The organism is Gilvibacter sp. (assembly GCF_965601605.1).
Taxonomy (GTDB): domain Bacteria; phylum Bacteroidota; class Bacteroidia; order Flavobacteriales; family Flavobacteriaceae; genus Gilvibacter.
The window spans coordinates 100,379-114,321 of record NZ_CBFCWJ010000046.1 but is presented as its reverse complement, the minus strand read 5'-3'; the positions used below and the strand labels follow the sequence as shown (position 1 = coordinate 114,321).

Here is a 13,943-nt window from a genome sequence, read left to right as displayed (position 1 = left end):
TTGTTTTACAGCGGTACTGGTCTTAGTATCTTTCGATGCACGAGTGGATGTAGTACCTGTTGTAGCAACGGAGGTTTCAGTTGCAGACGAGTTTGAAGAACTGCTCGATGGTGTATCAGCGGTTACTTCAGAAGCAGTTGTAGTCTCACCAGAAGCAGTTCCAGAGGAAGTCCCTTTTGTTGCAACAGCATCGGATGCTGATGTCGGAAGGTTTGATTCTGAGCTTGAACTTGTGGTCGTATCATTCTGAGTATCCTCCGCAGCGATTGGAGCTAACTCTGATGTTCCTTTAGGATCGATTCCAGATGGATCTATCCCTGATTCGGAAGGCGTGCTTTGCGATTCCGTCAATTCTGTATTAGCATTTGGATTTGGATCCGTGCTTGTCGAAGAAGCGAATTTCCAAATTCCGAAGGCAGTTACCCCTACGATTAAAACAGCAAGACCAGATTTTAGCCAGAATGGAATGCCTTTGGGGCTAGTCCCCTCGGCATCCAGTTGGGTGGCGATTTGGTCCCATAGCGCTGCACTATCTGCCGGACCTTCATTGAGGTCTGCCAGTCGCTGCTTAAATGCTGCTCCTATGTCTTGTTTATTATCCATGTTTAAGATTCTTTGTTAAAGGATGGTCCTGCTTGAGAGCGAGTACCTTCTCCTTCAAGATCAACTTGGCGCGATGTAAATTTGATTTAGATGTACCCGAGGATATTCCCAGTTGGTCTGCTATTTCATTGTGCGAATAGCCATCGAGTTCGTAGAGGTTAAAAATCAGGCGATACCTGCTGGGCAGTTCTTGCACCAGACCCAATAAGGTCTTTAAGGGCAATTGCATGGCCTGTTTATCGATCTCGGTGTCTTGTTCAGCAATGCGCTGTTCATCGACAGAGACCGTATAAAGGTCTTTCTTGTAGCGGTCAATGGCAGAGTTGATCACAATGCGCTTCATCCAGCCTTCAAAGCTTCCTTTGTCGGCGTACCGCTTGATGTTTTGGAAAATTTTTATGAAACTATCTTGGAGGTGGTCCTCAGCTTCTGCTTGACTCTTGCAATACTTCAAACACAAAGTGAAAAGCACGTCTTTATAACGCAAAAACAATTCACTTTGTGCTTGTCTGTCTTGCTGTTTACATAGCTTTATGAGCTCATGAAGTTCCAAGTATAGTTTTCATTTTTAGGAATCTGATGCGACGCCTATTGCTTGGTAAACTTATAAGTAGTGTCTTCTGGTGCAACACAGTCAGACTGTAAGTCGTTCCCGAAGGTTAAGAAGAACACAGTGTCGTCACTCAAGTCATAAGTGGAAGCATCTCCTAATGGTGGTCCAAAGTAGTCGGCTCCAGAACCACATGCACAATTACTTTCCTGTAGTGGAACGATGATGTTTCCACAAACTAGTGTGTATCTAAAGTCATTTGGAGTGGTACAGTAATCTGGATAGTTAGAGGTGAAGAATACACGCTCTGTACTGAAATCTCCAACAGTTACTTCAACAATAGATCCATCATCAAAAGTCGGTCCGTCAACATAAGGAGTAATCTCTTCAATCAAATATTCACCAACCATAAAAGTCTCTTCTACAGGACAAATCACTGCAGGAGAATATTGGAATGGTGAGTTGAAGAATCCACCGGTAATGATACCTCCGGCGTTGCTAACTGAAAATACACGTCCGTCAGTCAAGTTCAAGGACAAACGGATATTGAATACGTCTCCTCCAAATAGATCTGCTTCTGTTACTCCAAGAGCGCCGAGCATTTCATCAAGAGTTACGCTTACGATTCCACGTGGCAATCCGAATGGTCCAGGGCTAAAAGCTGCACGATCAACAGTTCCGATCTGCACTTCTGCCGCAGAAGAATCTCCGTTATCGGGAGAATTGTCTGTAAGCGCTACAAACACGTCAACGGATTGTAGCAAGTCTCCATTCTGATTGTCTTGGGCTTCTACTTCAACTTCAAACTTGGCACCTTCCACACCGATGGGGAGTTCACCAGAGATCACGTTGATAGTTCTCAAAACGGCTCCGCTGTCAACGCCTTCCAATACCTGGTCAATGGTATTGTTTGAATCCTTTTCACAGGAAACGGCCATAAGGGCGACAACAACTGAGCAAATTAATACGTAAAATTTTTTCATTTTTTTGGTGTTGTTTAGTTAATAGACTTGCTTTTTTCTAAAGGTTGCGTTAAAAATAACTTTTATTTGGCGAATAATAAAAAAAGCCGCTGTTACAGCGGCTTTTCTCAGGTTTATTAGATCAGAAATCGGTCTTAATTGCGGTCTTTACGATCGCGACGATTGTCTCTGTTTCTGTTATCACGACCTCCACCTTTACGGTCATCGCGTTCTCTTGGCTTACGCTCCACGTATCCTTCTGGTTTTGGCAACAAGGCTTTGCGAGAAACTTTCTCTTTGCGCGTGCGCTTGTCAATTCCGAAGTACTTCACGTCAAATACGTCACCCATGTTTACCACATCAGTTACGTTTTCAGTGCGTTCCCAAGCTAACTCAGAAACGTGTAGTAATACTTCGTTACCAGGAGCTTCAAGGTATTCTACTACCGCTCCGAAGTCTAGGATCTTGATCACTTTTACTTCGTAAACGCTTCCTACATCCGGCTTAAAGGTAATGGAAGCGATCTTGGCCAATACCGCATCGATTCCGTCTTGGTCTGTACCAAGGATCTCTACGATTCCTTCTTCTGTCACTGGGTCTTCGTTGATCACGATAGTTGTTCCAGTTTCTTTCTGAAGTTCTTGGATCACTTTTCCACCAGGTCCAATAAGTGCTCCGATGTATTCGTTTGGAATGATCTCTGTAACCATTTTTGGAGCGTGAGGCTTCACGGTCTCGTTTGGTTGTGCGATGGTGTCGGTCAATTTGCTCAAAATGTGCAAACGTCCGTCACGAGCCTGCTTCAATGCGTTCACTAAGATCTCGTAGCTAAGCCCTTTGATCTTGATATCCATTTGACAAGCAGTGATACCATCCGCAGTACCAGTCACTTTAAAGTCCATATCACCCAAGTGATCCTCGTCTCCAAGAATATCACTCAATACGGCGTATTTATCTCCTTCTGAGATCAATCCCATGGCAATACCAGAAACTGGCTTGGTCATAGCAACACCGGCATCCATAAGCGCCATAGTACCACTACATACAGTAGCCATAGAAGAAGAACCGTTAGATTCCAATACTTCTGATACCACACGTACCGTGTATGGGAAATCGTCTGGGATCATTCCTTTAAGGGCGCGTTGGGCCAAGTTTCCGTGTCCTACCTCACGTCTAGAAGTTCCGCGAATAGGGCGGGCCTCTCCGGTTGAGAAAGGAGGGAAGTTATAGTGGAGGTAAAAACGCTCCTCGCCTTCATAAGAAGGCATATCAATAATGTTTGCATCTCTAGAAGTACCTAAGGTTACTGTGGCCAAAGCCTGAGTTTCCCCACGAGTAAAGATTGCAGAACCGTGTGTTGAAGGCAGGTAGTCTACCTCACACCAGATCGGACGAACCTCGTCAGTCTTACGACCGTCCAAACGCAAACCTTCATTCAAAGTCAAGTCACGAATGGCTTTCTTTTGAGCTTTTGCCACATACTTGTGGATCAATTTGCCCAACTCGTCTTGTTCTTCTTCAGAGAACGATGCGAATACTTCTTCTTTGATCTCACTAAAGGCCTGACCGCGCTCGTGCTTAGCAGAACCTGCTTTAGCAATAGCGTAAGTTTTGTCGTAAACCATATCGTGGATCTTTTGCTCTAAAGCCTCGTCATTGTCTTCCGGGTCGTACTCGCGTACTTCCTTCTTTCCAACGGCTTCTGCCAAACGCAACTGGGCAGCGCACTGAACTTTGATCGCTTCGTGCGCAGCTTTGATCGCATCTGCCATTTCCTCTTCAGAGATCTCATCCATCTCACCTTCTACCATCATTACAGAATCGGCAGAAGCTCCAACCATCATATCGATGTCAGATTGTGCCAATTGTTCGCGAGTAGGGTTGATGATGAATTCTCCGTCTACACGAGCAACACGTACTTCTGAGATTGCACATTCAAACGGGAAGTCTGAAAGTTGGATCGCAGCAGATGCAGCCAATCCGGCCATAGCATCTGGCATTACGTTCTCGTCGTGAGACATGAGTTGAATCATTACTTGAGTTTCTGCGTGGTAATCCTTTGGGAAAAGCGGACGCAATACGCGGTCAACCAAACGCATGGTCAAAACCTCGCCGTCACTAGGACGTGCCTCACGCTTAAAGAATCCACCTGGATAACGACCGGCTGCCGCAAATTTCTCGCGGTAATCTACCGTTAAAGGCAAAAAGTCAACATCTGCTGAGTGGTAGTTCGAAACTACAGTACACAGCATCATACATTTACCGGACTGCACCACAACGCTTCCATGCGCTTGCTTGGCGAGTTTTCCGGTTTCGATAGAGATCTCTCTACCGTCTCCAAGGTCAATGACCTCTTTATAAGTTTTTGGTATCATAAAAATGATTTGGTGCTCTTTCTAAAAAGAGCGGGTTAACAATGGTTTGTTGTTGTGTAGTGAAGTGGAACCATCGTTGACCAGATGAAAAGCATCTAAGCAGCTTTTTCGTAATCTTCCCCTAAGGTAAGAAAAGTAAAGAGGGGCTCCAAAAAGCCCCTCCAAAAGTATACGTTTTATTTACGTAGTCCTAGTTCTTTAACGATAGCACGGTATCTCATAATGTCTTTCTTCATTAGATAATCTAATAGTGAACGACGCTTACCAACTAGTTTCACCAAAGATCTTTCGGTGTTGTAGTCTTTGTGGTTTTTCTTGAGGTGCTCTGTCAAGTGAGAGATGCGGTACGTGAATAGCGCGATCTGCCCTTCTGCAGAACCGGTGTCTTGTGCAGACTTCCCGTGTTTTTTAAAGATGTCTTCTTTTACTTTTGGTGTTAAATACATGCCAACATTTATTTAAATAATTTTTATGTACGTCGTGCCCTTACGGCAACAGGGCGCAAATATAGCGCTATTTATTGATTTGTGCTGGTACTTAGGGGTTTTAATTTTTTTCAGGTTGCTTTTAAACCTTTCTTAACATTTCTTGTCATAGGAACACAAACTCAAAAAATTTGAAAAAATGAAAACCAAATTTCACCCTTTGCGATTACTTAGTGTACTGGCTGTAGGAGCCCTGACCTTGACTAGCTGTTCTAGTGACGATTCAGAAGTTACTAACGAGCAAGAAGAAGTCAACGCGCAGATCAGCGTGGAGACGATCAACCAGGTAGACGAGATTGACCTTGTTGACGAAGAACTGACCAATATTACCTTAGATATCATTGCCTCCGCAGAAGCTGACGCAAACGGCTTTGCAGCCAAAGTATCTGATTTTTTGCCCCCATGCGTTACCGTGACTACTGTGGTTACCGATACCAGCGTTGAACGTACCGTAGACTTTGGAGACGGATGTGAACTGCCTACTGGAAATACCCTTTCAGGAAGTTATACTATTTCTCACAGTGTAGATACGGATGCCCCATCTCGTACCTTTCAAGTACAAACCAGTGATGACTTTTTCTTTAATGATATCAGCGTGAATGGTTCAAAAACTATTGTGCGTAGCATTAATGACGCCGGCAACCCAAATGCCAATAAAACGGTGAATCTAGATGTAGTTTGGCCTGATGGAGAAACCATGAGCTATTCCGCCAACAAGAACCGTGAATGGATAGAAGGTGCGGGTACTGGTTTCTGGGGAGACAATGTTTTCCTCTTAAGCGGAACCGTAAACTTCACCAACCGTTTGGGCGTGTCTTACAGCAAAGAAACAGTAGTGCCACTACGCAGAGAGTGGGCTTGCAGATTCATTGTGAGCGGTGTTTTAGAACTCAGCCGTGAAGACGCCACCGTGAGCCTTGACTTTGGTGACGGCACCTGCGATCCTTTTGGAACTTTGACCTTGCCTTCTGGGGAGGAGCAAGTGATTAGATTAAGACGATTTTTAGCGAATTAAGTTGCTAATTAGTTTTCAGTAGTGGTTTACTGATTGGTTTTAGGTAGAACGCCGCCCAATGGGCGGCGTTCTTATTTTATTTTTTTATACCCTTTTTCCCATTGCCGCAAAAAGGGCCAAAAAGGTCTAGCGACGCTCACTCGTCTCTAAAATCTACGCCACCCGCAGCCACAGCTGTGCGGAGTTCGCACTCGGCTTTGCCTCGTTGCTGTTCCACACAGCTATCATCCAACTACTGCTGGCTCGATTTTTACGAGACTCGTGAGGGGTCGCGGTGCATCATCGAAGTAATCTTTAGGTAGAATCTTAAACTTTTCGTACTTTGGACGTACTCCCCATTCTTTGGTATATGTTTTACCGAAGAAAGGGGATTTGTTTTTATGGAATATTGATCGTAGGTTATTAATTAATTGGGCAATAGAGTATTTTTGTAAAATGTTAGGGGGATTTACGAAAGACATAAATAGATATAGAGATTACGCTTCTATTTTCTCACGTAGTGAAGTGATATCTTTAATTACGGGAGATTATGAATCGATTAATTTAAAAATTAGTCGCCATTATGATTCAATACCCAAAGGAGCACTTACATCCTATTTGAATTTTATAAAACATGCATACAGTGTCTTGGATCGAAATTATCAAAATGAATATTTAGTCAAGAATTCATTTTTAACTAACTGGCTTATAGATGAACTTGGAAGGGAGGAGTCTATTATTTTTAACGAGTTTCGTGCGGGTGATTCAGTAGTAGACTTAGCAATGTTCAATGGAGTTTCTAAAGCATTTGAGATTAAGACTGAATTTGATTCTGATAAAAGGTTAAAGAGCCAAATTAGCGATTACCGGCAGTGTTTTAATGAAGTCTATTTAATTGTTCCCTCGAATAAGGTCCAATCATATAAAAAAATATGAAGAAGAAATAGGAATAATAAGTTATGATCAAAATAATCCAAATAGCTTTAATTTAGAATGTACATCTAAACGTTCATATGATTTAAATCCTCAGTATTTAATGCGAAGTCTTCGAACAGAGGAGTATAAGAGCATTGTTGAATCATATTTCGGAGAACTTTCAGGCATAAATAGTTTTAATCAGTACGAAATCTGCTATAATCTAATTTGTCAAATACCAATTAGAGATTTTAATAAGCTTTACATTGACCAGTTTAAGAAGAGCAGATTTGTGGGTCACTTGTCTAAACGTTATTACAAAGAACTGAATCAAATTAGTTTATCATTAAAACTTAACAAAGCCGATAAATTAGGGCTCATAAATAATCTAGATCAACCCATTAGAGTGTAATTATGTACTATCCAATTCTGAGAGGCCGTCAATTTGAACTTATTGCGCTTAGGGAATTGTCCACGGACAATGTCTTACAAGGATATGTTTCGGCATTAATAGAGCCAGTAAAAAAGAGTACGAATAATCTGAAAATTGCGAACGAAATTTTTGTCCAAAAACAGCAAGTGAATTATCTAATTCTTAACCCAGTTGTGGGTGAAGTTTCAGGAGATTTTAGTCATTATGCTGAATTCATGAATGATTTGGATGAATGTTCTTTTCGTCCTGCATTTTATTATAATAATCAAAACCCTAATTGGTCATATATTGAGCATATGCTTCAAAATTATGACTTAAATGATTGTCTTATTTTAGGAAGTAACGATATTGACTCTAGTGATATTAATTTTTTAAGACTCCTTCGAAGAGATGAAATTACCAAGGTTGTAATTAATGATCCAGAAAGAAACAGAGCATTAAAAAGTGCAATTAGAGAGGAAGATGTTGAATTTATTAGGCAAGATGATGTTTTTGAGTCTGAGCCCAGAAATAGTAATTTCTTAGGTATTGAACCTCACAGGTTTACAGAGGAGCATTTGTATTACCGTGAGGATTTATACGACGGGTTCTCTGATTTCACCACTATTCCAAGCCTGTTCAATGAGGGAGGTAGTACTCCACGCGCTGTGGTTATTCACTTTACTTATATGACAGATAATGATCAAATTTGGATTAGACACTTCACATCTAATACAAACGATAGTATAGCCAATGTTCAAGGTAAATTTGGTGAGGCAGCGACCAAGGCCGTGACCTATTGTAGAGAAAATGGGTTGACTAATTCGGCAATTGCAGAATTAGAAGATTATTACGACAACGGGCATTATCCTGGTCTAGGTACAGTTAAGAAATTATCTATAAAAAATCACTTAACTGTAGTGGCCGATTATTTGAGAAGAATAGGTTAGTGAATATTTGTGCAAATTGTTTTTCTGATAAGGAACTCATAGCTTTCATAAAAGCTCAGGGTTCAATATCTACTTGTGGTATATGTGGGACCGGAGACACCCATACGATATTACTCGACGAGCTCGTAGACTTTTTTCAAGAGTTGATTGATAATTTTACTCCTGACGAGACTGGTCTGTCATTGCGGAATAAAATTCAAGGAGATTGGAGTCTTTTTTCTTCTCGGCAAGTTGCAGCTACTGTGCTTGATAATGTTTTACCGAAATTAAAAACTCAAATCACGCATTCCGATTTTACGGTAAACTACCAAGAAGAAATCTTAGATAATATTAGTTATTGGGAAGAGCTAAAAGAAGAATTAAAATGGAATATGCGATTCGTGACTAATATTAATTACTTGACTGAAGAGTTATTTTGGGACTCTTTCTTTGAGACTCAATATGAATTAGATAACAAGACTACGTTATTTCGCGCGAGAGTGCATCATAAAAATGAACAATCAACTTACCTTTCAGATGAAATGAAATCGCCTCCTCGTGAGATTGCAAGAGGTGGAAGAGTAAATCCGCCTGGGATTCCAACTTTATATCTTAGTGATAATAAAAAAACAGTTCTATATGAAGTGCGAGCAACATATTTGGATGACGTAACAATTGGAGAATTTGTTTTAGACGGTGCAGAGAGTATTAAAATTGTTGACTTTACAGAGGATACCTCATTATTTTATATTGAGGGTTTAAAACCAATCGATGAAATAATAAAAGGAAAGCTACTAAGAGATAAAATAAGTTCTGATCTATCCAAACCTATGCGCAGATTCGACAGTGAGCTCGAATATATTCCTACTCAATTCATTTGTGAATTTATTAGAGTATTTACCGGAGCAGAGGGTATTCGATTCAAAAGCTCTCTCCACCCTCCTGGAAATAATCTAGTAATCTTTAATCAAGATTTAATGAGTTGTACATCAACTTATACTGAACGAGTTAATAAAGTTGATTTAGACAGTATTAAAATTTAAAACAAAAAAGGCACCCATTGGGTGCCTTTATCTTTAAGCTGTTTTTTCTCTCAGCGGACGATTCAGAATCAAATCCAAATAGAGATTGATATTGCGTTTTAGGTCTTTTCTGTGAGAAATGAAATCCAAGAAACCGTGTTCCAATAAGAACTCTGATGATTGGAATCCTTCTGGCAAGTCTTTCCCAGTAGTGTCTCTTACTACACGAGGTCCTGCAAAACCAATCAAGGCTCCCGGCTCAGAAATGTTTATGTCTCCCAACATCGCAAAAGATGCCGTTGTTCCTCCCGTAGTTGGGTCGGTACATAAAGAGATGTATGGAATCTTTGCTTCTGCCAACTGCGCCAATTTAGCAGAGGTCTTGGCCAACTGCATTAGCGATAGGGCAGCTTCCATCATTCGAGCTCCACCAGATTTCGAGATCATCAAGAACGGAATGTTGTTCTTAAGACTGTAATCTGCAGCACGCGCAATCTTCTCGCCCACAACAGATCCCATAGAACCTCCGATAAAACGGAAATCCATACAAGCAATCACCAAATCAGCACCCATAGACTTTCCAACAGCTGTGCGAACAGCATCTTTAAGTCCGGTTTTGTCTTGAGCGTCTTTTAATCGATCTGAATATTTTTTAGTGTCTTCAAATTTTAGTGGATCCTTAGAAACTAGATCCTTGTCCAATTCTTTGAACTCGTTGTCATCAAAAAGGATCTCAAAGTATTCTTTAGAACCTACGCGTACGTGGTAGCCGTCTTCTGGACTCACGTAAAAGTTCTTTTCCAACTCTTCTGCATCAACGATCTTCCCTGTAGGTGATTTGTACCACAGTCCTTTAGGAACATCTTTCTTGAGTTCAGTAGGGGTTTGAATTCCCTTCTTTGTACGTTTAAACCAAGCCATTTCTTAAAGGGTGTTTACGTTGTTAAGGTCCTCAAATGCTTTTTCCAAACGCTTGCGGAAAGTGATCTCACCTTCGCGTAACCATTTGCGTGGGTCGTAATATTTCTTGTTCGGTACATCAGCCCCATCAGGATTACCGATCTGCGTTCTGAGGTAATCGATGTTTCCAGTCATATAGTCACGGATGCCCTCACAAAATGCAAATTGCAAGTCGGTGTCAATGTTCATTTTCACTACTCCGTAACCAATAGCTTCACGGATCTCTTCTAAAGTAGAACCACTACCCCCGTGGAATACAAAATCAACCGGGTTGTGTCCTGTTCCAAATTTTGCCTGAACATACTCCTGGGAGTTCTTCAAGATCTTTGGAGTTAGTTTTACGTTTCCAGGCTTATAGACACCGTGTACGTTTCCAAATGCAGCAGCAACCGTAAACTGATCACTCACTTTCATGAGTTCCTCATAAGCGTAAGCTACTTCTTCTGGTTGGGTGTAAAGTTTAGAGGCGTCAACATCAGAGTTATCTACGCCATCTTCTTCACCACCGGTGATTCCCAATTCGATCTCTAAGGTCATGCCCATTTTGGTCATGCGCTCTAGATATCTTTTGGAGATCTCAATGTTTTCTTCAATTGGCTCCTCAGAAAGGTCCAACATGTGACTGCTGTACAATGGAGTTCCGAATTGCTTATAGTGCGCCTCACTGGCATCCAGCAAGCCGTCTACCCAAGGCAATAGTTTTTTGGCGCAGTGGTCCGTATGCAAGATCACTGTGGCTCCGTAAGCCTTAGCCATTTCGTGTATGTGTCGCGCTCCAGCGATTCCGCCGGCAATCGCCGATTTTTGATTTTCGTTAGAAAGACCTTTTCCAGCATTGAATTGCGCACCTCCATTGGAGTACTGAATGATTACTGGGGCGTTAAGGGCAACTGCTGTTTCCAGTACAGTGTTTACGGAGTTGGTTCCAACTACGTTTACCGCTGGCATGGCAAAGCCTTTTTCTTTCGCTAGTTTGTGGATTTCCTGAACTTCTCTACCGGTAGCTACTCCCGGCTTAATAGAATGACTCATAAAGACGTTTTTCAGTATGGGTTAGGGTAGCAAAAATAACAAAAAAACTACTGCTTGCCCCAGACTGTGGCTAGAATCAACGCTAACGTTTTAGCTGATGGATTTAGAAGGGATAATTCACCCCGATATTAAAGACTGCATTGGCAAAGTTATACTCCTTAAACCAACGGTCTCCAAGGGGTCGTGCGGGGTTGTGTGTTTTGAAGCCGGTGTCAAAACGCAGCACAAAAAAGCCAAAGTCATAACGGATACCGAAACCGCTTGCAACGGCCAATTCGCCTAAATCGCTAAATCCAGAGAAACGAAAAGCTTCATCTTCTTGAGAATCCAAAACGTTCCAAATATTCCCTGCGTCCACAAAGAGCGCACCTTTTAAGGCGCCCAAAAGAGTGAAACGATATTCGGCATTAAAGGCAAGCTTGAAGTTAGCTTCATTAAAGTCTAAGCGGCTTCCGCTGCTACCTGGCCCAAGGTCAAACGGTCTCCAGCCACGGTTGTCGTTGGCCCCTCCTGCAAAGTAGGAGCGGATAAAGGGGATGCTGTTGCTATTGCCATATGGGATGGCAATACCTCCAAAACCATGGACGGCTAAAACTGCATTTTGATTGATCTCCCAGTGGCGGATAAAGTCGATCTCACCTTTTACGTATTGTGAGAATTCTACACCTAATGCCTTTCTGTTTCCGTCTTCAGCAATATCGGTGTCTGCCAAATTAGTAAGCAGGGCCAAGAAGTTTCCTGCGGATTCCAGCTTCCAACGCCAGCGTGAAAAGCTCAGATCATAAGTGTCTTCACGAGAATCTCTAATCCAGGTCACACTGGAACTAAAGATCAAGTTGTCTTCAGACAAACGATCCCGTCTTTCATCTACACTGGCCAGTTCTTCCAAGTTGTCCTCAGTAAAGGTCAAGTCGTCTGGATTGTCTCCAAGGGCATCGATCAAAAACTGATCGATCTCTTCAGGAATACCCAAAGAACCACTCTCAGGGTCTTCAAACATATAGCCACTGCTGGTCGCAATATCGTTGACAATATCAAAGGAGCTGCGGTATACATTAAAGAAGTTGCTGGTGTTCAAATTGCGCACATACTGAATGTCTGCCAGGCTGAGGTTCCAACTTTTTGTACGGGTGGGTTTCCATTGATAATTGAAGGCCAAATTCAGGTTTTGTCTATCCAGGCCAATGTTGTTTTGAAATCCGACTCCAGTACTGATGCGCGTTTTTGGCGACATATATTTAGGAATGATTCTATCCGTATTGAGCGGAAAAAGGATCCGTGGAAATTGCAGCGCTGCGTTCCCACCCACATCAGAGATGTTGAAAAAGCTTCGATCGGCATCGGCAGCATCTTGAGAAGAACCCAATGAACCTCGGGCGGAAAGCTCCAGAGTTTCTGCACCTTTAAACACATTCCGTATAGAAAATGTCGTCCTAAAAGCAACTCCAAATTCTTGTACCGTAGAAGTGGAGGCATCAAAGTTTACATCCAGATTGTACTTCTTTAGCGGAGTAAGCAGTATGTTGGCGATTAATCCATTGCCTTCCGGATCATTCGGATCGGGACTGTATTCTATGGTTGGATACCTAAATACATTGAGGTCACTGATCTGATTATAGGTCAGCGAGCGATCCACATCTCGGAACACTTCTCCAGGCGTAATGGAAATTGCATCGGTGATGGCCTTGGGTTTATAATCCAAACCTTGGTAACTGTAGAGTTCAAAGTCATCGTAATTCAGACTGTCTGTGAACTGCTCGTTGCGCAAGGCATAACGGTAATCGGTCACAATGCGCACCTTGTTTACATCATAAGATTTGAAAGGTTCGGTATAGGTGCTGTCTGGCGTAGTGATGGTTCGATCCGGGATCACATAGGTGATCAGTGCTTTGTGGTTGGTCTCAGAAGTGTCGCCTTCAAAAGTCACGTATTCCGTGTCAAAATCATAGAGGCCTGAGTTGCGGAATTGCAGCGTCAATCGGTCGATCTCATTCTCAAAATTCTCGGCGTTGTACTGTTCGCCTTCCACAATAAAACTTTGCTCTTTGGTGAGTTGGAAGAGTGAATCTACCACAGCAGAGCTGATGTCTGTTTGGATGGAGTCTATGATATATGGCTCATAACGAACTACCTTGTAATTGACTTTCGCGCGTTGGGTGCTGTCTCCGTTCACATTGAAACTAGCCTGAGTGTTGAACCAACCTCTGCGGCGGTAATAACGTTCCAGACGTCTGCGGGATTTTTCTAGTTTGGCATCGTCTATGACTACAGGGGCTTCCCCAATTTTCTTGATCCAATTGTTGATTCCCACATAAGATTGCTCCAATTCATAAAGCTGTTTGGCCGATAGCTTTTTGGTCAAGCGTTGTTCGCGTTTGGGTTTCTTTTTCAGCCAGTCTTGAAAGGTACTGTCCGGATCCTTCTTCGCGAAATTATAAATGTGCAAACTAAACGGAATACCAAGCACACGCGTATTTGGGCGTTGAGAGAGCTGATCGTAGATATACGGGTCTTTGATGACCTCTCCATCTACATTGATCTCATTCTCAATCAAGAGGAATTTGCCCTGTGGAACCCGCTTGACGGCGTTGCAAGAATACAGCAACAAGGCCGTAACAAATATTAATACTATTTTTGAGTGAAGTTGCTTCAAGCGGCTTTTAGATTACATCAAAAATAAACTATTTCCGATACAGTCCGCCTT

The 13,943-nt window shown here is 42.2% G+C and carries 12 protein-coding genes; 4 read left to right on the top strand and 8 right to left on the bottom strand.

Annotated features, from left to right (window positions below):
* The 5 genes from ACSLP7_RS13670 to rpsO form a co-directional block, all read right to left on the bottom strand.
* Window positions 1-603 (bottom strand): hypothetical protein (locus tag ACSLP7_RS13670; RefSeq protein WP_435579824.1); only part of this gene is annotated, 603 nt, incomplete at its 3' end.
* A complete protein-coding gene (locus ACSLP7_RS13665; protein ID WP_435579823.1) occupies window positions 596-1,156 on the bottom strand; it encodes an RNA polymerase sigma factor in 561 nt (186 codons plus the stop codon). The genes ACSLP7_RS13665 and ACSLP7_RS13670, both read right to left, overlap by 8 nt.
* Window positions 1,157-1,191: 35 nt before the next feature.
* Complete coding sequence (locus ACSLP7_RS13660) at window positions 1,192-2,136, bottom strand: hypothetical protein (protein ID WP_435579822.1); 945 nt, start codon at window positions 2,134-2,136, stop codon at window positions 1,192-1,194.
* A gap of 134 nt (window positions 2,137-2,270) precedes the next feature.
* A complete protein-coding gene (locus tag ACSLP7_RS13655; protein WP_435579821.1) occupies window positions 2,271-4,490 on the bottom strand; it encodes a polyribonucleotide nucleotidyltransferase in 2,220 nt (739 codons plus the stop codon).
* Between the two features lie 176 nt (window positions 4,491-4,666).
* A complete protein-coding gene (gene rpsO / locus ACSLP7_RS13650) occupies window positions 4,667-4,936 on the bottom strand; it encodes a 30S ribosomal protein S15 (protein WP_272832817.1) in 270 nt (89 codons plus the stop codon).
* A gap of 178 nt (window positions 4,937-5,114) precedes the next feature.
* Here rpsO and ACSLP7_RS13645 point away from each other — a divergent pair, with 178 nt between their 5' ends.
* The 4 genes from ACSLP7_RS13645 (at window position 5,115) to ACSLP7_RS13630 (ending at window position 9,268) form a co-directional block, all read left to right on the top strand.
* Entirely contained in the window at window positions 5,115-5,990 is an 876-nt protein-coding gene (locus tag ACSLP7_RS13645; protein WP_435579820.1) for a hypothetical protein, read from the top strand.
* Window positions 5,991-6,332: 342 nt separating this feature from the next.
* Window positions 6,333-6,905 (top strand): sce7726 family protein, encoded by a 573-nt coding sequence (locus ACSLP7_RS13640; protein ID WP_435579819.1) that lies wholly within the window; start codon window positions 6,333-6,335, stop codon window positions 6,903-6,905.
* A 393-nt stretch (window positions 6,906-7,298) separates the two neighbouring features.
* On the top strand, window positions 7,299-8,246 hold the full coding sequence (locus ACSLP7_RS13635) for a sce7725 family protein (RefSeq protein WP_435579818.1): 948 nt from the start codon (window positions 7,299-7,301) through the stop codon (window positions 8,244-8,246).
* Window positions 8,246-9,268 (top strand): RES family NAD+ phosphorylase, encoded by a 1,023-nt coding sequence (locus ACSLP7_RS13630; RefSeq protein WP_435579817.1) that lies wholly within the window; start codon window positions 8,246-8,248, stop codon window positions 9,266-9,268. Before ACSLP7_RS13635 ends, ACSLP7_RS13630 begins: the two co-directional genes overlap by 1 nt.
* Before the next feature lie 33 nt (window positions 9,269-9,301).
* On the opposite strand, the gene accD is transcribed toward ACSLP7_RS13630, so the two are convergent.
* From accD to ACSLP7_RS13615, 3 genes are all read right to left on the bottom strand, one after another.
* Window positions 9,302-10,168 carry an acetyl-CoA carboxylase, carboxyltransferase subunit beta gene (gene accD, locus ACSLP7_RS13625; protein WP_272832813.1) on the bottom strand — a complete coding sequence of 289 codons (867 nt, stop codon included), beginning with the start codon at window positions 10,166-10,168 and terminating at the stop codon, window positions 9,302-9,304.
* A 3-nt stretch (window positions 10,169-10,171) separates the two neighbouring features.
* On the bottom strand, window positions 10,172-11,239 hold the full coding sequence (gene fbaA / locus ACSLP7_RS13620; protein WP_435579815.1) for a class II fructose-bisphosphate aldolase: 1,068 nt from the start codon (window positions 11,237-11,239) through the stop codon (window positions 10,172-10,174).
* Between the two features lie 103 nt (window positions 11,240-11,342).
* On the bottom strand, window positions 11,343-13,892 hold the full coding sequence (locus ACSLP7_RS13615) for a BamA/TamA family outer membrane protein (RefSeq protein ID WP_435579814.1): 2,550 nt from the start codon (window positions 13,890-13,892) through the stop codon (window positions 11,343-11,345).
* Window positions 13,893-13,943 lie beyond the last annotated feature (51 nt).